This is a genomic window from Rhizobium johnstonii 3841, from assembly GCF_000009265.1.
In the GTDB taxonomy this organism is placed as follows: domain Bacteria; phylum Pseudomonadota; class Alphaproteobacteria; order Rhizobiales; family Rhizobiaceae; genus Rhizobium; species Rhizobium acaciae.
This window is the reverse complement of the sequence record NC_008380.1, coordinates 2,919,070-2,936,226: the sequence shown is the minus strand read 5'-3', so window position 1 is coordinate 2,936,226 and position 17,157 is coordinate 2,919,070. Positions and strand designations below refer to the sequence as shown.

22 protein-coding genes are annotated in these 17,157 nt (G+C 60.6%); 16 read left to right on the top strand and 6 right to left on the bottom strand.

Annotation, left to right across the window (positions count from 1 at the left end; genetic code table 11):
* Positions 1 to 93: 93 nt before the first annotated feature.
* From RL_RS14340 to RL_RS14320, 5 genes are all read left to right on the top strand, one after another.
* The gene (locus tag RL_RS14340; RefSeq protein WP_011652308.1) at positions 94 to 651 is read left to right on the top strand and encodes a thermonuclease family protein; all 558 of its coding nucleotides are present in this window, start codon (positions 94 to 96) and stop codon (positions 649 to 651) included.
* 4 nt (positions 652 to 655) lie between these two features.
* Complete coding sequence (locus tag RL_RS14335; protein WP_011652307.1) at positions 656 to 1,288, top strand: uracil-DNA glycosylase family protein; 633 nt, start codon at positions 656 to 658, stop codon at positions 1,286 to 1,288.
* A 69-nt stretch (positions 1,289 to 1,357) separates the two neighbouring features.
* Complete coding sequence (locus tag RL_RS14330) at positions 1,358 to 1,846, top strand: Lrp/AsnC family transcriptional regulator (protein WP_003540387.1); 489 nt, start codon at positions 1,358 to 1,360, stop codon at positions 1,844 to 1,846.
* Between the two features lie 719 nt (positions 1,847 to 2,565).
* A complete protein-coding gene (locus tag RL_RS14325) occupies positions 2,566 to 3,588 on the top strand; it encodes a porin (RefSeq protein WP_011652306.1) in 1,023 nt (340 codons plus the stop codon).
* A gap of 447 nt (positions 3,589 to 4,035) precedes the next feature.
* Complete coding sequence (locus RL_RS14320; protein WP_011652305.1) at positions 4,036 to 4,932, top strand: LysR substrate-binding domain-containing protein; 897 nt, start codon at positions 4,036 to 4,038, stop codon at positions 4,930 to 4,932.
* Positions 4,933 to 4,959: 27 nt separating this feature from the next.
* On the opposite strand, the gene RL_RS14315 is transcribed toward RL_RS14320, so the two are convergent.
* Together RL_RS14315 and RL_RS14310 are read right to left on the bottom strand one after the other, a co-directional pair.
* Positions 4,960 to 5,643, bottom strand: a complete 684-nt coding sequence (locus RL_RS14315) for a DNA alkylation repair protein (RefSeq protein WP_011652304.1) — start codon at positions 5,641 to 5,643, stop codon at positions 4,960 to 4,962.
* Positions 5,640 to 6,509: an NAD(P)-dependent oxidoreductase gene (locus RL_RS14310; protein WP_011652303.1), complete on the bottom strand. Its 870-nt coding sequence runs from the start codon at positions 6,507 to 6,509 to the stop codon at positions 5,640 to 5,642. The genes RL_RS14315 and RL_RS14310 overlap by 4 nt, the downstream gene beginning before the upstream one ends.
* 164 nt (positions 6,510 to 6,673) lie before the next feature.
* On the opposite strand from RL_RS14310, the gene RL_RS14305 reads away from it, so the two are divergent.
* From RL_RS14305 to RL_RS14255, 10 genes are all read left to right on the top strand, one after another.
* Positions 6,674 to 7,042, top strand: coding sequence for a hypothetical protein (locus RL_RS14305; protein ID WP_041936582.1), 369 nt, complete (start codon positions 6,674 to 6,676; stop codon positions 7,040 to 7,042).
* A gap of 179 nt (positions 7,043 to 7,221) precedes the next feature.
* On the top strand, positions 7,222 to 8,187 hold the full coding sequence (locus tag RL_RS14300) for an aliphatic sulfonate ABC transporter substrate-binding protein (protein WP_011652301.1): 966 nt from the start codon (positions 7,222 to 7,224) through the stop codon (positions 8,185 to 8,187).
* 364 nt (positions 8,188 to 8,551) lie between these two features.
* Positions 8,552 to 9,742 (top strand): FMNH2-dependent alkanesulfonate monooxygenase, encoded by a 1,191-nt coding sequence (gene ssuD / locus RL_RS14290; RefSeq protein ID WP_011652300.1) that lies wholly within the window; start codon positions 8,552 to 8,554, stop codon positions 9,740 to 9,742.
* 78 nt (positions 9,743 to 9,820) lie between these two features.
* The gene (locus RL_RS14285; protein WP_041936351.1) at positions 9,821 to 10,657 is read left to right on the top strand and encodes an ABC transporter permease subunit; all 837 of its coding nucleotides are present in this window, start codon (positions 9,821 to 9,823) and stop codon (positions 10,655 to 10,657) included.
* Between the two features lie 9 nt (positions 10,658 to 10,666).
* Positions 10,667 to 11,494 carry an ATP-binding cassette domain-containing protein gene (locus RL_RS14280; protein WP_011652298.1) on the top strand — a complete coding sequence of 276 codons (828 nt, stop codon included), beginning with the start codon at positions 10,667 to 10,669 and terminating at the stop codon, positions 11,492 to 11,494.
* A 248-nt stretch (positions 11,495 to 11,742) separates the two neighbouring features.
* Complete coding sequence (locus tag RL_RS14275; RefSeq protein WP_011652297.1) at positions 11,743 to 12,066, top strand: ArsR/SmtB family transcription factor; 324 nt, start codon at positions 11,743 to 11,745, stop codon at positions 12,064 to 12,066.
* A complete protein-coding gene (locus RL_RS14270) occupies positions 12,063 to 12,473 on the top strand; it encodes an SRPBCC family protein (RefSeq protein ID WP_011652296.1) in 411 nt (136 codons plus the stop codon). Before RL_RS14275 ends, RL_RS14270 begins: the two co-directional genes overlap by 4 nt.
* Before the next feature lie 57 nt (positions 12,474 to 12,530).
* A complete protein-coding gene (locus RL_RS14265; RefSeq protein ID WP_003560044.1) occupies positions 12,531 to 12,752 on the top strand; it encodes a hypothetical protein in 222 nt (73 codons plus the stop codon).
* 11 nt (positions 12,753 to 12,763) lie between these two features.
* Positions 12,764 to 13,234: a DUF1801 domain-containing protein gene (locus RL_RS14260; protein WP_011652294.1), complete on the top strand. Its 471-nt coding sequence runs from the start codon at positions 12,764 to 12,766 to the stop codon at positions 13,232 to 13,234.
* A gap of 46 nt (positions 13,235 to 13,280) precedes the next feature.
* The gene (locus RL_RS14255; protein ID WP_011652293.1) at positions 13,281 to 13,748 is read left to right on the top strand and encodes a DUF1801 domain-containing protein; all 468 of its coding nucleotides are present in this window, start codon (positions 13,281 to 13,283) and stop codon (positions 13,746 to 13,748) included.
* 78 nt (positions 13,749 to 13,826) lie between these two features.
* Here RL_RS14255 and RL_RS14250 read toward each other — a convergent pair whose 3' ends face one another.
* From RL_RS14250 to RL_RS14235, 4 genes are all read right to left on the bottom strand, one after another.
* The gene (locus RL_RS14250; protein WP_011652292.1) at positions 13,827 to 14,303 is read right to left on the bottom strand and encodes an SRPBCC family protein; all 477 of its coding nucleotides are present in this window, start codon (positions 14,301 to 14,303) and stop codon (positions 13,827 to 13,829) included.
* The gene (locus RL_RS14245; RefSeq protein WP_011652291.1) at positions 14,300 to 14,641 is read right to left on the bottom strand and encodes an ArsR/SmtB family transcription factor; all 342 of its coding nucleotides are present in this window, start codon (positions 14,639 to 14,641) and stop codon (positions 14,300 to 14,302) included. The genes RL_RS14250 and RL_RS14245 overlap by 4 nt, the downstream gene beginning before the upstream one ends.
* A complete protein-coding gene (locus tag RL_RS14240; RefSeq protein WP_011652290.1) occupies positions 14,638 to 15,324 on the bottom strand; it encodes a glutathione S-transferase family protein in 687 nt (228 codons plus the stop codon). Before RL_RS14240 ends, RL_RS14245 begins: the two co-directional genes overlap by 4 nt.
* A 127-nt stretch (positions 15,325 to 15,451) precedes the next feature.
* Positions 15,452 to 16,270: a class I SAM-dependent DNA methyltransferase gene (locus tag RL_RS14235; protein ID WP_041936350.1), complete on the bottom strand. Its 819-nt coding sequence runs from the start codon at positions 16,268 to 16,270 to the stop codon at positions 15,452 to 15,454.
* A gap of 114 nt (positions 16,271 to 16,384) precedes the next feature.
* Here RL_RS14235 and RL_RS14230 point away from each other — a divergent pair, with 114 nt between their 5' ends.
* Positions 16,385 to 17,110, top strand: coding sequence for a DUF2270 domain-containing protein (locus RL_RS14230; protein WP_011652288.1), 726 nt, complete (start codon positions 16,385 to 16,387; stop codon positions 17,108 to 17,110).
* The last annotated feature ends 47 nt before the right edge of the window (positions 17,111 to 17,157 follow it).

Genomic DNA, 17,157 nt, shown 5'->3' with positions numbered 1-17,157 from the left:
CTTCATCCCAGGGTGGATAAGAGCTTAACCGGCAATTCTTAAGAAGATGTTTGCCATCTTTGCCAAGGATTTGTTTTTTAAGGAGGCAAAAGCGTGACACGGGGCCTGCGCCTGATTCGCGACGGCGTGATTGCTTTTGCCCTGCTGGCGCTCATGGCGCTGATCGCCGCCAAGCTCAACGATGCAGCAAAAATCGAGCATGCGGGCGCCTTCCATGCTGCCGACGGCGACAGTCTGGTGTTGGGAGATGAACGTTTGCGCCTCGAAGGCATCGATGCGCCGGAACTCAACCAGAGCTGCGAGCGGGCGGGGAAGGCCTGGGCCTGCGGGCGCGCGGCGCGCGAGGCGCTGCAGGACATGGTGCTGGTATCGGGAACGCTTTGTCAGGGCAGCCGGCGCGACCGCTACGAAAGGCTGCTCGTCGTCTGCCGGAGCGGGGCGGGCGGCGACATCAATGCCGCCATGGTGCGCCGGGGCATGGCCATCTCCTATGGCGATTATGGCAAGGAGGAGGCCGAGGCGAAGGCTGAGAAGTCCGGTCTCTGGGCCGGAACTTTCGAGCGGCCGCGCGATGTGCGCGATCATGCGCGCCAGAGTTCCGGCTTCGATGGCGCCCTGCGCTTCATCGGGCAGGTCGTCGGATGGGAGTAAAACCATGAGCGGTGAAGCCATGCTGGAGACGCTACGGCGGGAGATCGCCTGCTGTCGCATCTGTCGCGACGCACCGGCGAAAGGCCTCGAATACCGGCTGCCGCACGAGCCGCGGCCAGTGGCGGTGATCTCATCCAGTGCGCGCATCCTGATCGCCGGGCAGGCGCCCGGGCTTCGGGTGCATGAGAGCGGTCTGCCATTCGACGATGCATCGGGCGACCGGTTGCGGTCATGGCTTGGCGTTGACAGGGCAAGCTTCTACGACCGCGATCGATTCGCCATCGTGCCTATGGGCTTCTGCTTTCCGGGCTACGACGACAAGGGTGCGGATCTGCCGCCGCGGCGCGAATGCGCGCCGTTCTGGCGGCAAAGGGTGATCTCAGCCATGCCGCAGATCGAACTGGTGCTGGTCATCGGCCAATATGCGCAGGCTTGGCATATGGCCGGTGAAAGGCGGGACAATATGACCGAGACGGTGCGGGCATGGCGTGACTGTCTTCTGTCCGACCGATCGCCGGTCGTGCTGCCGCTGCCGCATCCGAGCTGGCGCAACAGCGGCTGGCTGAAGCGCAATCCCTGGTTCGAAAAAGAATTGCTCCCGGTCCTGCAGGATCGGACGAAAATGCTGCTTTCCTGAAACAAAATTCTTTTCGTTGCGCGGAATCGAGTTATACAAAGAAAATAATTCGAAAGGACTGTTGTGCGCATGGATCGCCTCGACCGAAAAATACTGCGTCTTCTGCAAGAAGATTCAACGCTTGCCGTTGCCGATCTCGCCAAGAAAGTGGGGCTTTCGACGACGCCGTGCTGGCGGCGCATCCAGAAGATGGAAGAAGACGGCGTCATCAAGCGCCGAGTCGCCATCCTCGATCCGGAGAAGGTCAACACCAAGGTCACCGTCTTCGTGTCGATTCGCACTGCCACCCACTCGATCGAATGGCTGCGCCGCTTTTCAGAGGTGGTCGCCGAATTCCCCGAAGTGGTCGAATTCTACCGGATGAGCGGCGATGTTGACTATCTCCTGCGAGTCGTCGTGCCCGATATCGCCGCCTATGACGCCTTTTATAAGCGGATGATCGCCAAGATCGAGATTCGCGACGTTTCCTCCGCCTTTGCGATGGAGCAGATCAAGTATTCGACGCAACTGCCGCTCGACTACATGATTCTCGACAATGCCAAGTCCAACGAGGATTGAGGTCGAGCGTGCGGCCGTGACCGGACGCGACACGGCAAAGTCCAGCGCGGCCTCATACCAGGCGTGAGTCTGCGACCTCGGATATGCCCGTTGGGGGCGACTGTGACATCCTGGCCGCACATGGGAATGCCAGTTGGCAAAGGCCGAATTTGGGGATGTGCGGTCCCTCGACTGAAGAAAAGCCTCAAAAATAGCGAAAAAAACGCTCAAATCGAACCAAATTCCTCGAAAAATGAATAGCCTGGTAAGGATTCTGCGGTTATGGTCGATGAAACCACTGGGCGATATGTCATAATTTCGTCTCATTGGTACCGAATTCAGAACACCATGTTCTAAACTGGCGCCTTGTTTGTGCTTGTTAGCCGGCGGTAGAGTTTATGCGCTTCACCAGTATGTTCGACCGGGGTCGGACGGTGGAGAATTTGACAATGGGGTGTAACGTGTGCGGCTTGCGATGGAGGATTTCCGTCGCGGGGCCGCTTTGCCTGTTTTTCGTCTAGATATTTGAAATTGTTGTATAAAAATCACGCTGCCGGGGAAAGTAGCCCGTGAGAACCCATCTGGCGTATATCGAGAATTGCTTGAAAGAGCCTTGTATGTGATGACGGTTTGGCGGTTCGATCGATCCGCACGCCGAGATGGCTGTTCAAACTGGGCCGGCTTCAAATCGACTACCCGATCTGAAGCCAGCCCCGATCGACAAAGGAATGGATTGGTAAATGAACATCAGAATGGTTTTGCTTGCATCAGCAGCAGCATTTGCTGCATCGACGCCGGTTCTTGCAGCTGACGCTATTGTTGCTGCTGAGCCGGAACCGGTTGAGTATGTTCGCGTCTGCGACGCCTACGGCACCGGCTACTTCTACATCCCGGGCACCGAAACCTGCCTCAAGATCGAAGGCTACATCCGTTTCCAGGTTGATGTTGGTGATCAGCCGCTCAATGGTTCGGAAAGCAACGACTCCGATTGGGATGCCAGGACTCGCGGCCAGGTTCAGTTCACGGCCAAGAGCGACACCGAGTATGGTCCGTTGACCGGCGTTATCGTCATGCAGTTCAATGCTGACAATGCCACCGATCAGGATGCGATCCTCGATTCTGCTTACCTCGACGTCGCGGGCTTCCGCGCCGGTCTGTTCTACAGCTGGTGGGACGATGGTCTTTCGGGTGAAACCGACGACATCGGCTCGATCGTAACGCTGCACAACTCGCTGCGTTATCAGTACGAAAGCGGCACCTTCTACGCTGGTATCAGCGTCGACGAGCTGGAAGACGGCTTCTACAAGTCTGACGAAGAGCCGAACAACGTCGGCGTTGCCTTCGGCGTCGGCGGCACTGCCGGTGCATTCAGCTACCAGATCACCGGTGGCTGGGACTTCGACAACGAAGACGGTGCTATCCGTGCAATGGGTACGGTTGACATCGGTCCCGGTACGCTCGGCCTCGCCGCCGTATACTCTTCCGGCCCGAACTCCTACTACTCCGCAGCTGAATGGGCTGTCGCTGCCGAATACGCTATCAAGGCAACCGACAAGCTCAAGATCACTCCTGGTGTCCAGTACTACGGCGACTACTACGTCGACGGCGACGACTTCAGCGGTGGTGATGCCTGGAAGGTTGGTCTGACGGTTGATTATCAGATCGTCGACAACTTCTATGCCAAGGCTTCGGTTCAGTACCTCGATCCAGAAGATGAAGACGACTCGACGGCTGGCTACTTCCGCCTGCAGCGTTCGTTCTAATCGACTAATGAATGCTCCCGGTCTTCTGACCGGGAGCACTTAAATCAGTTTCTGATCCGAGTGACCTCCGATCAGCTACGGGGACGGGTCCGGTCTTCCCTGCCGGACCGTCCTTGCAGCGTTTTGACGCACAGTCTTCAAGGCAGTCTTTCAAGATCGTCTTTTCAGGTGAGCCGAACAGGTACGTTGCGTATCGCAAATCGGCATTTTGTTAGCCCGTTTATTGGGGCATCCCCGTTTTCAATTTATCAAGCGAGCTGGATCGGCCGAGATATTGCCGTTCGGACGGCTGTCGATTGATTGTCTTCGTCTGCATCGGCTGGTTTGCCGCAACGGGTTCTCAAAAGAAAATCCAATGCCGACAATGTGATTACAGCTTCTTGGGAGAGAGGATACAACCCCTGCTGGGGGCTGGCATTCATTCTTACTCTCGGATAGCTTGTTTTTATGGACGATCTCAACGATTACTATTATTTCGCCGCTGTCGTCTCCAGCGGCGGTTTCGCTTCTGCAAGTCGCGATCTCAAAATACCACGTTCAAAACTCAGCAGGCGGGTCAGCCGTCTCGAGGATGGGCTTGGCGCAAGGCTTATAGAACGCTCGACGCGTCACTTCCGGGTGACAGAGATCGGTCAAGCTTTTTACGAAAGATGCCAGACCATCCTGCAAGAGGCCGACCGCGCCAAGTCGATCGTCACCGAGGCCCAATCCGATCCACAGGGCGTCGTGCGGATGGGCTGCCCGCTCGGTCTCGTCGACATCTCGGTCGGGGGCATCCTGCCTGAATTCCTGGAACGTTATCCGAAGATCAAGCTGCAGATCATCGGCTCCGACCGGCGCGCCGATCTCATCAACGAACGGATCGACCTCGAGGTGAGGGCGACCAACGAGCCGGAGACGCAGACGAGCCTGACGATGCGCAAGCTCGACCGTATCAGGCGTATCCTGGTCGCAAGTCCGTCGCTCGTCGAGCGTACCGGCAACTTGAATTGCGTGGACGAACTCGCCGACCTGCCGACGCTGGCAATGACGTCATGGGTGTCGTTCCACACCTGGGAACTGGTCGGTCCGAATGACGCCAAGCAGGTGATTCGACATCAGCCGCGGCTCACCTGCCGCAGTATGACCGCTATCCTCGACGCGGCCCGTGCCGGCCTCGGCTTCGGGCTTCTGCTCGAAAGTGCCTGCGAGGCCGATCTTCAGGCCGGCAAGCTGGTGCGGGTGCTGCCGGACTGGCAGTCGGAGGAGAGCCAGTTCTACATTGTTTTCACGACGGCCAAGGGCATGCCGCCGGCGGTGCGGGTCCTGATCGATTTCCTGGTCGAAAAATCCAAACAGCATTGATTTAGTTATTTGAGCCGGCATCCCGCCTCATCTCAACCGTGCCAACAGCTTTGCGCCGGCCAGCTCCCTGACTGCGTCCTTGCCGATCCAGCGGGCGGTTTTGTCAGGGCTTTCCGTCAGGGCCTTTGCGAGCGCCAGGGCCGGCGCATGGCAGGCGAGGTTGCGCTTGCCGATGCTGCGCAGCGCCCAATTCACCGCCTTGCGCACGAAGTTTCGCGGGTCGCCGGCTTGGGCCTCGATCAGCGGCAACCAAGCGAGGATGGTCGAATCAGCTTCCTTCTTCAAGTGAACCGCGGCACCGGCAATCATGGCGAAGGCTGTGCGCCTGATAAATTCACGCTCGTCGGCGGCGAAGTCTGAGATGAGTTCGTCCAGCCCAGCCTCGACGAAGAGATCGGCGGCGCAATCGACGATCTCCCAGGAGTTGAAATCATCGGCCCAATTTTGGGCTTCTTCCGTCGTTAACCGCTTCGGCTCGGCTGTGTAGAGGGCGAGCAGGCGGGCTTCGCGGATATCGCTTCGCCAGAGCTGCATTGCCCTGACGTGATCCTTCTTCGCCACTCTGGCGACCGCCTTGATATCGGGATTGGAGATACCGAGGGCGCGATCGGTTACGATGCCGAAGCGCGCCATGCTGGCAACATTCTCCTCCGAGCGCAGCGTTTCGAGATGCGCGATCAATTCGGCCGCATCGGAGGGGGGGCCGATCATTTTTCCAGGCGGGCGAGCAGCGAGGATGTGTCCCAGCGATTGCCGCCCATCGCCTGCACGTCGCCGTAGAACTGGTCGACGACGGCGGTGACCGGCAGCTTGGCGCCGTTGCGGCGGGCTTCGGTGAGCACTATGCCGAGATCCTTGCGCATCCAGTCGACCGCGAAGCCGAAATCATACTTGCCTGCGTTCATGGTCTTGTGGCGGTTTTCCATCTGCCAGGAGCCCGCTGCCCCCTTGGAAATCACCTCGACCACCTTTTCGATATCGAGGCCGGCGCGCTTGCCGAAATGCAGCGCCTCGGCAAGTCCCTGGACGAGGCCGGCGATGCAGATCTGGTTGACCATCTTGGTCAACTGGCCCGAGCCTGCCGGTCCCATCAAACCAACCATGCGGGCATAGGCGTCGATGACGGGTCTGGCGCGTTCGAAGACGGCTTCGTCGGCGCCGCACATGACGGTCAGGACGCCGTTTTCAGCGCCGGCCTGGCCGCCGGAGACGGGAGCGTCGATGAAATCGACACCTTTTTCCTTTGCCGCGGCATAAAGTTCGCGGGCGACTTCAGCGCTGGCTGTGGTGTTGTCGATCAGCACCGAACCGGGCTTCATGCCGTGCAGGGCGCCGTTTTCGCCCAATGTCACCGAGCGGAGATCTTCGTCATTGCCGACGCAGACGAAGACGAAATCGGCCCCGGTAGCGGCCTCGGCCGGGGTAAGGGCGGACTTTCCGGAGAATTTCTCGGCCCAGGCCGCGGCTTTTTCTGCCGTGCGGTTGTAGACGGTAACATCGTGGCCGCCCTTCGTCTTCAGATGGCCGGCCATGGGAAAACCCATGACGCCGAGACCGATAAACGCGACTTTTGCCATATGCCCTATCCTTTTCCTCAAGTGCAGGCCCCGAGGATTAACCGAAACGGCGGGAGCAGAAAAGCCCGTGAAGGCGGACTTCGGTCAGATTGACGCATATGAGGCTGGCCGCCATTCGGCCGAGCCCTAGATCGGGAGAAGGCAAGATGTTTCCGGGAGGTGACATGAGGGAAATTCCGACGATCAAGCCGCGGCGCAAAGGCCGCAGCGGAATGCAGGCGATGCTCATTCCATCGCAGCAGATGGTCGAAGAGCAGATTCGATCGGCACCGGAAGGTGTCCTCACCGAGGTCGGCATCCTCCGCCGCCATCTTGCTGCTCAATACGGGGCGGATGCCTGCTGCCCGGTGACCGTGCAGCGGCATTTGCGCGCGATCGCCGAACTATCCTTCGGGGCACTGGAGAAGGGCGAGCCGCTTTCGACGGTCACGCCCTATTGGCGCATGGTCGATCCCGCAAGCCTGCTTGCGAAGCGTCTGGCCGGCGGCCCCACCTTCATCCGCGAGCGGCTGACCGCCGAAGGTCGGAGGTGAGGGACGCGCGAAAAAATTCCGCTTGAGGGCGATTTCCGGGCCGCAAAATTTCAGCAAAGGCGGAATCTTGCAAGTAAAGTCGTCGATATAAATTATAGATTTCATCATCATGACATTCATCACTGACAGGGTCGACCAGCCGAAACAGGCCCGGCACCATCAAAAAAAAGGGAAAAGTCATGATTTCACGTCGACAAACGCTCGGGCTTTTCGCAGCCGCTGCGGCCACGGCAATCCTGCCGGGTGTCCGGCCGGCACGCGCTGCCGCCAGCGAATTCCGTATCGGCTGGCAGAAGAACGGCGTGCTGGCGCTCGCCAAGCGGCGCGGCGCGCTCGAGAAGCGGCTTGCCGATCGTGGCATTGCCGTCAGTTGGTCGGAATTCACCTCCGGCCCACCGCTTCTCGAAGCGCTGGGTGCCGGCGCTCTCGATTTCGGTGCGACCGGCGATGTGCCGCCGCTCTTTGCCCAGGCGGCCGGCGGGCAGCTCTATTATGTCGGTCTCTACAAGGGCAGCCCGGCAGCCTCGGCCATCCTCGTGCGCAAGGATTCGCCCATCAAGACGCTTGAAGATCTCAAGGGCAAAAAGGTTGCCTTCAAGCGCGGCTCCAGCGCGCATAACGTAACCGTCAAGGTTCTACGCCAGGCGGGCTTGAAGCCGGAAGATGTCGAGCAGCTCGATCTTTCGCCGCCGGATGCCGCCGCCGCCTTTAAGAATGGCAGCATCGACGCCTGGTCGATCTGGGATCCCTATCTGGCGATTGCCGAATCCGATCCGGAGACACGTATCCTGACGACCGCCGAAGGCATCGTCGACTCCTACAGTTTCTTCCTCGCCAATCGCGATTTCACCGATGCCAACGGGCAGGTGGTCGTCGATGTGATCGATGAGCTTGCCAAGGTGGGCACGTCGGCCCAGAGCAATCTCGACGAGACGGTGAAGGAACTTTCCGAGATCACCGGCGTGCCGGTTGACGTGACGCGCGTGACCTTGACGCGAAAGGGCGCCGATCTCGGCAGCGTCTCGACCATCACCGATGCCGCCGCCGCCTATCAGCAGGCGCTCGCCGACGAGTTCCACGGGCTCGGCATCCTGCCGAAGAAGCTCACGACCGGCGATATCGTCTGGCGTCCCAAGGCAAGCTGATTTTCCGGCCGAGCCAAGATTTCCGCGAGGCGGCATGGAGAGGGCGTCCATGCCGCTGAACCGGAAAAATATTCTCCAAAGCGGATTAGAATAGCAAATTGATATTGTCGATCTAATTGATGGTCTATGTCACTATCCTCTCGATCGAGCGAACACCCCAAAGGCATGTGCCTGCTGCCGTCCGATCGACAGGGATATTTCAGATGCTCGCGTATAGACAGACAGCCGGCCTTCTTGCCGCCTCCGCCGCCACTAGGATCCTCCCAAGCATCTGTGCGGCGGCGGCGCTATGCAAGGCAGACAGAGAGCCATCTCGACCACGCGAGTTGATTTTCGAATTCCGCAGCGAAAGGACCGTCTTCCAATGACCACCATCTCCCATACAGGCACATCCGAGCCCATCAATTTCCTCTGGTTCATCCCGACATCGGGGGACGGCACCTATCTCGGCTCCTCCGATCTCAACCGTGCGCCCGAGATCGGCTATCTCACGCAGATCGCCCAGGCCGTCGACCGGCTCGGCTATTCCGGCGTGCTGCTGCCGACCGGGGTTGCCTGCGAAGAATCCTTCGTGACGGCGGCGGCCCTTGCCGCCAAGACCGAGAAGCTGCAGTTCCTGGTGGCGATCCGTCCCGGCACGGCATCGCCTGCCTATTACGCGCGTCTTGCGACGACGCTCGACCGGATCTCCAACGGTCGCCTGCTGCTCAACATCGTCGTCGGCGGCAGCCCGGCGGAGCTTGCCGGCGATGGCATCCATCTCGAGCATGACGAGCGCTACGCCCATGCCGAAGAGTTCTTCACGGTGTTCGAGGAACTGCTGGAGAAGGGAACGGCAAGCTTCGACGGCAAATACATCAAGGCAACCAATGCGCGCCTCGGCTTCCCCTCGGTGCAGAACCCGCGTCCGCCGCTCTATTTCGGCGGCTCGTCGGATGCCGGCATCGATTTCTCCGTCGGCCGCGTCGACAAGTACCTGACCTGGGGCGAGCCGCCGGCACAGGTTGCCGAGAAGATTACCAAGGTGCGCAAGGCCGCCGGCGAGCGCAGCCGCGAGGTGAGCTTCGGCATCCGTCTGCACTTCATCGTGCGCGAAACCGACGAGGAGGCGTGGGAGGCGGCCGAGCGGCTGATCCGCCATCTCGACGACGATACGATCCGCGAGGCGCAGGAGCGCTTTGTCCACGAGTCCGACTCGGTCGGCCAGAAGCGCATGGCCGCCCTTCACGGCGGCCGGCGCGACAAGCTCGAAGTCTCGCCGAACCTCTGGGCCGGCGTTGGCCTGGTGCGCGCCGGTGCGGGCACGGCGCTGGTCGGCTCGCCGAAGACGGTGGCCGCGCGCCTTCGCGAGTATCAGGAGATCGGCATCGATACGGTGATCGGCTCCGGCTATCCGCATCTCGAAGAGGCCTATCGCGTCGCCGAGCTGCTTTTCCCCGAACTCGGCATTACCCGCGAGCAGCAGCGCCTGGGCTTCAACAACGAGTTCGGCCGCAAGCAGGTCTTCGCAGGCGGCAGTCATGGCGGCAATCTGAAAGTCGTCTCCGGCTCCTGAGCTCGAACAGAGCGTGACACCGTCGCAAGCCGCTTACGGCTTGCGGCATCCTGCTTTCGATAAGCGCGAGGACAATGCATGTCGACTTTCGATACTCCGTTCGAACGGTCTGTCGTTTCCGAAAAGGCCGGGAAGGCGGGTCTGCGCCTGCCGTTGCCCGGCCTGGAGAAGCTTACGCCCTATCTGGTGCCGGTGGCGATCGTGGTGTTCTGGCAGCTTGCCTCCTCGGCCGGCTGGATCTCATCGCGCATCATGCCGTCGCCGGCCGATGTCGGCCTTGCCTTCTGGTCGACGATGGTTTCCGGCCAGTTGCCGAATGACGTGCTGGTGAGCGCCGGCCGCGCCTTTGCCGGCCTTCTCGTCGGCGGCTCGATCGGCTTCCTGCTCGGTATCGCCAATGGCGTATCGCGCATCTCCGAACAGCTGACCGATACGACGCTGCAGATGCTGCGCACCATTCCGCATCTGGCGATGATCCCGCTTGTCATCCTGTGGTTCGGGATCGGCGAGGAATCGAAGTTGTTTCTCACCTCGCTCGGCGTGCTCTTCCCGGTTTATCTCAACACCTATCACGGGGTGCGCATTGTCGATCGCGATCTGATCGAGATGGGCAAGGTCTATGGCATGGGCAACTGGACGCTTTTCCGCAAGGTGATCTTTCCAGGTGCGCTGCCGTCGATCTTCGTCGGCCTCAGATATGCGCTCGGCATCATGTGGCTGACGCTGATCGTATCGGAATCGATCGCCGCATCGTCAGGCATCGGCCACATGGCCAACAATGCCCGCGAATTCATGATGACTGACGTCGTCGTGCTAGCCCTCGTGATCTATGCCGTGCTCGGCAAGCTTGCCGATGTCATCGCCCGGGTGCTGGAGAGGCGGCTGCTCGCCTGGAACCCGGTCTATCAGAAATAGGAGAGACGCATGACATCGATCGCACATGAGCGTTTTCACGCCGTCGCCGAAGAGCCAGCTTATGCGCGCGAAAACGCGCCGGCAGTGAGCCGCAGTGCGCCCGCGGCGATCAGCCTGACGGGGCTTGAAAAGAGTTTTGGGGGCAACCGCGTGCTGCGCGGCATCAACCTGCATATTCCGGCCGGCCAGTTCGTCGCCGTGATCGGCAAGAGCGGCTGCGGCAAGAGCACGCTGCTGCGCATCCTGATGGGCCTCGACGAACCGAGCGCCGGCGAGCTGCATTTCGAGGATGCCGATGGCGCGCAGGCGAGCCCGAACGCGCGCATCGTCTTTCAGGAGCCGCGGCTGCTGCCCTGGCTCAGTGTCGCAGACAATGTCGTCGTCGGGCTCGGCGACGGCGTTGACAGCCGGGCGGCGGCGAAGGCGGCCGAGGCCGTGCTTGCCGAAGTCCAGCTTGGCGAAAAGACCGAGGAATGGCCGGCGCGGCTTTCCGGCGGGCAGCGGCAGCGCGTGGCGCTGGCGCGGGCGCTGATCAGCCGGCCAGGCGTGCTGGCGCTCGACGAACCGCTCGGCGCCCTCGATGCGCTCACGCGGATCAGCATGCAGGAACTCATCAACCGTGTCTGGCGCGAACTCGGCTTCACCGCCGTACTCGTCACCCATGATGTCAGCGAGGCGGTGCATCTCGCCGACCGGGTCATCGTGCTCGACGAGGGGCGGATCGCACTCGATCTTCCCATTCCCCATCCTCGCCCGCGGCGGCACGGCCATCCTGGCCTCTGCGAACTGGAAGGCCGGCTGCTTGCCGCGATTCTCGGCACCGACGGCGGCCATTGATCCCAGGGTTATTCGCGACGCCACATGACCTCGGCACAGGCGAGGCGTGTCCGCGCAAGCATGTATGCCCAATGGCGAAAATGTATAGCCGCTTGGGTATGTGAAATTAAATCGCCTCTGCCAAGCGCGCTGCCACGTGCAACAGATGCAGCAATAACTATTTTCTCGAGTTGTTTTACGTCCAGCTTGACTCACTCATACCTCCGTAGCTATACGTCAATCCATAGCCAATGAGGTATGGATTGTAGATGTCGGACACCCAGGACGTGCTCTTCAGAACGCTCGCCGATCCGACCCGGAGGGCTCTTTTCGAACGGCTGTGCCGCGAAGGAGAGAAGACGGTCGGGGCTCTGACGGTTCGGGCCGGGGTCTCGCAACCAGTCGTCTCGAGACATCTCGGAATCCTGAAGCAGGCCGGATTGGTCCGCGATCGTCACGAAGGTCGCCAGACCCACTATAGCGCCCAGCTCGGTGCGCTGGCGCCGCTGGTCGACTGGACACGTGAGATGGCGGGCTTTTGGCAGAATCGGTTCGACCAGCTGGAAGATCTATTGAAAAGGATGGACCAATGACCGAAATTTCAAACGAAACCCGTTCCGTCGTCGTCGAAAGGGAGATCCCTTTTCCGCCGGAAAAGATCTGGCGCGCGCTCACCCAGCCGCATCTGATCGCGGACTGGCTGATGAAGAACGACTTCGTGCCGGTCGTGGATCACCGCTTTAAGCTGAGCGCGGATTGGGGCTCCGTCGATTGCCAGGTCCTGGAAGTCGAGCCGAATAAAACACTGTCTTACACTTGGGCTGCCTATGATCTCGTGAGCGTCGTCACCTGGACTCTCACGCCCACGGGCGCGGGCACGCAGCTGCGCATGGAGCAGTCGGGCTTCCGGCCGGATCAGGGGCAGGCTTATGGGGGCGCCAAAAGCGGTTGGCGGCAGTTCTTCGCCAAGCTGGAGCAGGTGCTGACGCGCATCGAGTGAGACCGCTGTCAAAACGGATCACGCCATCCGCTTCGCTTGTTTTCGCAGGAGGTTTCCTTGAATTGGAATAACTGGCTTCGGCAAATCCACCGCTGGCTGTCCATTGCCTTTACGCTGGCCGTCATAATTAATATCATCGCGATGGTTCAGGAGAAATCGTCGGTCTGGGTGGGCCTCATGGCGCTGCTGCCGCTGACCTTGCTCCTGCTCACCGGTCTCTACTTGTTCGCGTTGCCATATGCCACCAGGTGGCGCGGCGCAGGACGCAGCGGAGGGTAGGAGTGAAGGCAATGTCCGGCGAGACATCCAAGACCGCAGCAAAGGTCACGAAGAAGACAGCCGCTAAGCCTGATACCGCGGAGCCGGTCCTTCTCTCGGGTGGCAACCCTCAGATCGCCAAGGGTTACGGCGACGCTCCCGTGCAGGCCTATATCGCCGCCATGCCCGGCTGGAAGAGCGACGTCGGGCATCGCCTCGATGCGCTCATCACCCGCACGGTGCCCGGGGTGTATAAGGCAGTCAAATGGAACTCGCCTCTCTACGGCATCGAAGGGCAGGGCTGGTTCCTCGGTGTCCATTGCTTCGCGAAATATATCAAGGTCGCTTTCTTCCGCGGCACGTCGCTCAGCCCCATCCCGCCCGGCGAGTCCAAACAAAAGGAAGTGCGTTACTTCCACATCCATGAAGAAGACCAACTCGACGAGGCTCAGCTCGCCGCCTGGGTGGAACAGGCCAGCCAATTGCCCGGCGAACGAATGTGAACGGACGCCAGGCCACCAGCACTTAAGGGGTGGAGGAGAGATATCGATGAAGAAAGCCGCAGCAACCCTGAAGAAGAGCGAGTCCAGCGAAGAGAAAGACGGAGACTCTCCTTCTCGTTTGATCGATGCGAGAATCGAGGAGTTGAGTGATTGGCGCGGCGAGATGCTCGCTCGGGTCCGAACTCTCATCAGGCAGGCCGAGCCCGACGTGGTCGAGGAATGGAAGTGGAGAGGCGTTCCGGTGTGGGAGCACGCCGGGATCATCTGCACCGGCGAGACCTACAAAAGCGTGGTGAAACTGACCTTCGCCAAAGGCGCCTCGCTGGAGGACCCTTCAGGCCTTTTCAACTCCAGCCTTGACGGCAATACCAGGCGCGCTATCGATTTCCACGAAGGCGACGAGATCGACGAGCAGGCGTTCAAGGCGCTCATTCGCGGTGCTGTCGCACTCAACACTTCAAAGCGGGCCGCCGCTCGTCCTGCCGGCTCTCGGAAGAAACCAAGCAGCGTTTGAGGCTTGGCTTATTTCGCCTGAAACGCGTCGCGTCAAACTTGATTCATGCGAGGCGATTTGGTTTTGCGTGACATGCGATCAGTGGATCGGACTTTCCTCGCGCTCGAGGAAGAGTTCCAGATTGTCGAGACCGATTTCGGTGCCCTGGAGGCGGGCGCCGTTATCGGCGTAGCCGTCGAGGAAGACCACCTGTTCGGTGAAGACCATTTTCGTGCCGCCGGGTGCGGCTTCGAAGGCAACGGTTGTGAGCGACGCGGAGATGCGGCTTTCCCCAAGCTTCATTTCATAGGCATAGATGATGCGGGCATCAGGCACGATATCGATGTAATGGGCGTCATAGGCGTGCAGGAGGCCGTCAGTATCGGCGACGTAGTTCCTTTCCGTGCCGCCGGGGCGGAAATCGAGCCCGTAGTCCAGCGGTACCCACTCGCCATGGCAGGCGAACCATTGCCGTTTGGATTCCGGTGTTGACCAGGCGCGGAAGACGCGGGAAATCGGCGCCTTGAGATGGCGTTCGATGACGAGAGTGGCGTGTTCGGCGGATCGTATCGTCATTCGGGGAGGGTCTCCGTTTCATTGGCGAGAAAATGGTCCAGCCTGTCGAAGGTCGTCGTCCACTGGATCTTCCGCTGTTCCACCCAGCGCTCGACGGCGGCAAGCGCGTCCTGCTGCAAGCGATAGGTTCGCACCCGGCCGGATTTTTCGGAGAAAACGAGGCCGCTTTCCTCCAGCACCTGCAGATGTTTCATCACCGTCGGCAGGGCAACCGCGAGCGGCGCGGCCAGCTCGGTGACGGAGGCCGGGCCGCGGCCGAGACGATCGATCATGCCGCGGCGGCTGCGGTCGGAAAGCGCATGGAACATACGGTCGAGATTCGCCTGGCTTTCGATCATCCCGCCGCATCCCGGAAGCGAGCCGGCAGTCTCTCTTTGTAGGGGTAGAACTTGAAGTAGGGGCGGGCCTCTTCCAGCACCCTTGTAAAGGACGGGCGCGCCAGCAGCCGATCGTAATATGCGCGAAGGTTCGGCTGTTCCGGAGTGAAGGGGATCAGCGTCTCGGCATAGAAGAGGGCGGGGGCGGCGGCGCAATCAGCCATGGTGAAGCCGTCGCCTGATATCCATTGCTTGTCGGCGAGCTGCTTTTCGATCATCGCATAGGCGGTCGCGAGTGTCGCCTTGGCCGCCGCTACCTCGATCTCGTCCGCCGTGCCGTCGGGGCGCCGGCGATTGCTGACGATGGTCTGCATCGGCGCCTGGACATAGTGGTCGAAAAAGCGGTCCCAGAGGCGAACCTGCAGCGCCCGGTCGATCTCCAGTGGCAGCAGGCGAACGGGGCCGGGATAATATTGCTCGAGATATTCGATGATGATCGATGTCTCGGGAATGGTGCTATCGCGCGCCTCGTCCCGCAGCAGCGGCATCTTGCCGATCGGCCAGAAGCGAAAGAGATCGGCGCGCGAGCTTTCGTCGGAAAGATCGACGATGCGATTCTCGAAGGGAGTGCCGTTTTCATAAAGCGCGATCAGCACTTTGTGGCAGAAGGAGGCGAGCGGATGCCCATAGAGCACGAGCGACATGCGGCGACCTTTCTATTGTTGCGGTAAACTTTGCCGATCGACTAACTATCAGGTCGTAACGCATCACGCAACAGATACTTCGCCAACCGTGCAAGTATTCCGTCAGCCGATCTATCGGGTGTTGGCTTCAGCCATTATACCGGGCGATCACCAGATGGCCCGGTGTCGGCTGGCCGTCTTCCATGCGCACGTTGATATCCGATATCTCGACGAGTTCGAAACCGGTGGCCGTCAGGCGTTCTCTGACATAGGCGTCGGCATGAGCGAAACGTTGGTGTGGGCCGACCATGTAGGCGCGGCCGGCGAGTATTTCCTCGGGCAGGGTTTCCGAGGAGAAGATGAACAGGCCGCCCGGCGTCAGGTTCTCGGCGGCGCCGAAGAACAGCGGTTCGAGCGCGCCAAGATAGGGCAGCACGTCGGTGGCGGCGATGATGTCGAAGGCTTCCTCGTCGTTGTCGTCGAGGAAATCCTCGACCTCGGCGACGAAGAGCGTCTCGTAGAGATCCTTCTCATGGGCGATCTCGACCATCTTCTCCGATATATCGATGCCGGTCATATCACCGCAGAGGTCGCGCAGCGCGCCGCCGGTGAGGCCCGTGCCGCAGCCGAGATCGAGCAGCCGCTTGAACGGTCCGAGCTTCAGCGCCTGCAGGCGTTGGCGCACCAGCATCGGCACGTGATAGCCAAGCTGCTCGACGAGCACGTCCTCGAAAACCTCGGCATGCTGATCGAACAAGGTCTCGACATAGGCATCGGGCGCCTTGACCGGCGTTTCGCCGCGGCCCATCGCGGCAATGCGCACGGCCGCACCGCCGTGATCGTCGGGATCGAGTGCCAGGACTTCCTCATAGGCTGCAACGGCGGCGTCGACATCGCCGGCCTTTTCCAGCGCCAGCGCGCGGTTATAGGCCTCGCCAAGGGCTTCTTCGTCGATCTTCTTTGCCATCGTAGTCCATCGTCCTTTTGTTTCAGGCATGCGTCTAAGGCGGCTTTCGATGTTTTGCAATGGCGCGATTGCGGGCGCAGAATGGCCGAAAAGAAGACCAAGGGAGGAAAGGTCATGAAAACGGAGCCAGAGAGGACATCATCGGCGAGGGAAGGAGAGGCCGGCCGGGCATTACTGTTGCCTACGACACCAAACGAGGTCACCAACACGCTCAGCCATTATTACCGCGGTGAACTCGGGCGGATGACGAGCTGGCGCGACCGCATCGACCGGACGTCCAACTGGGCGATCACCGTGGTCGCCGCACTCCTCTCGGTGTCGCTGTCGACGCCGACCTCGCATCACGGGGTGCTGCTGTTCGGGATGATGCTGGTGACGCTGCTTCTGATGATCGAGGCGCGGCGCTACCGCTTCTTCGATATCTATCGCGCCCGCATTCGCCAGATCGAGCGCTGCTATTTCGCGCAAATCCTGGCGCCCGACGCCAATGCCGGCAGCGAATGGGCGGTGGTGGTCGCCAGCAGCCTGCGCAAGCCGCGCTTCCTGCTCAGCTATCAAGAGGCGATGCACCGCCGGCTCAAACGCAATTACGGCTGGATGTATTTCATCCTGTTGCTCGCCTGGTGCCTGAAGATCTCAACGCCGAAGCTGCAGACGGAGGGCATGCCGGCGCTGCAGGCGCAGTCATGGGCCTATGTCATCGACAATGCCGTGCTCGGGCCGGTTCCCGGCCTTGCGGTCATTGCCATCGTCGTCGCCTTCTATCTCGGCATGCTCGGTTTCGCGCTTCGCCCGGATCGCGACGAAGGCGAATTCGGCCGTGGCGAGGCGCATGTCTGACGCGGTCAGAACATATCGCCCGAACCGTTCACACTTTTCGGCATCAT

What these genes read in the sequence shown, in the direction of transcription:
- RL_RS14335 (WP_011652307.1), top strand. Translation starts at nt 656, where the DNA reads ATGAGCGGTGAAGCCATGCTGGAGACGCTACGGCGGGAGATCGCCTGC.
- RL_RS14330 (WP_003540387.1), top strand. Translation starts at nt 1,358, where the DNA reads ATGGATCGCCTCGACCGAAAAATACTGCGTCTTCTGCAAGAAGATTCA.
- RL_RS14325 (WP_011652306.1), top strand. Translation starts at nt 2,566, where the DNA reads ATGAACATCAGAATGGTTTTGCTTGCATCAGCAGCAGCATTTGCTGCA.
- RL_RS14320 (WP_011652305.1), top strand. Translation starts at nt 4,036, where the DNA reads ATGGACGATCTCAACGATTACTATTATTTCGCCGCTGTCGTCTCCAGC.
- RL_RS14315 (WP_011652304.1), bottom strand. Translation starts at nt 5,643, where the DNA reads ATGATCGGCCCCCCCTCCGATGCGGCCGAATTGATCGCGCATCTCGAA.
- RL_RS14310 (WP_011652303.1), bottom strand. Translation starts at nt 6,509, where the DNA reads ATGGCAAAAGTCGCGTTTATCGGTCTCGGCGTCATGGGTTTTCCCATG.
- RL_RS14305 (WP_041936582.1), top strand. Translation starts at nt 6,674, where the DNA reads ATGAGGGAAATTCCGACGATCAAGCCGCGGCGCAAAGGCCGCAGCGGA.
- RL_RS14300 (WP_011652301.1), top strand. Translation starts at nt 7,222, where the DNA reads ATGATTTCACGTCGACAAACGCTCGGGCTTTTCGCAGCCGCTGCGGCC.
- ssuD (WP_011652300.1), top strand. Translation starts at nt 8,552, where the DNA reads ATGACCACCATCTCCCATACAGGCACATCCGAGCCCATCAATTTCCTC.
- RL_RS14285 (WP_041936351.1), top strand. Translation starts at nt 9,821, where the DNA reads ATGTCGACTTTCGATACTCCGTTCGAACGGTCTGTCGTTTCCGAAAAG.
- RL_RS14280 (WP_011652298.1), top strand. Translation starts at nt 10,667, where the DNA reads ATGACATCGATCGCACATGAGCGTTTTCACGCCGTCGCCGAAGAGCCA.
- RL_RS14275 (WP_011652297.1), top strand. Translation starts at nt 11,743, where the DNA reads ATGTCGGACACCCAGGACGTGCTCTTCAGAACGCTCGCCGATCCGACC.
- RL_RS14270 (WP_011652296.1), top strand. Translation starts at nt 12,063, where the DNA reads ATGACCGAAATTTCAAACGAAACCCGTTCCGTCGTCGTCGAAAGGGAG.
- RL_RS14260 (WP_011652294.1), top strand. Translation starts at nt 12,764, where the DNA reads ATGTCCGGCGAGACATCCAAGACCGCAGCAAAGGTCACGAAGAAGACA.
- RL_RS14255 (WP_011652293.1), top strand. Translation starts at nt 13,281, where the DNA reads ATGAAGAAAGCCGCAGCAACCCTGAAGAAGAGCGAGTCCAGCGAAGAG.
- RL_RS14250 (WP_011652292.1), bottom strand. Translation starts at nt 14,303, where the DNA reads ATGACGATACGATCCGCCGAACACGCCACTCTCGTCATCGAACGCCAT.
- RL_RS14245 (WP_011652291.1), bottom strand. Translation starts at nt 14,641, where the DNA reads ATGATCGAAAGCCAGGCGAATCTCGACCGTATGTTCCATGCGCTTTCC.
- RL_RS14240 (WP_011652290.1), bottom strand. Translation starts at nt 15,324, where the DNA reads ATGTCGCTCGTGCTCTATGGGCATCCGCTCGCCTCCTTCTGCCACAAA.
- RL_RS14235 (WP_041936350.1), bottom strand. Translation starts at nt 16,270, where the DNA reads ATGGCAAAGAAGATCGACGAAGAAGCCCTTGGCGAGGCCTATAACCGC.
- RL_RS14230 (WP_011652288.1), top strand. Translation starts at nt 16,385, where the DNA reads ATGAAAACGGAGCCAGAGAGGACATCATCGGCGAGGGAAGGAGAGGCC.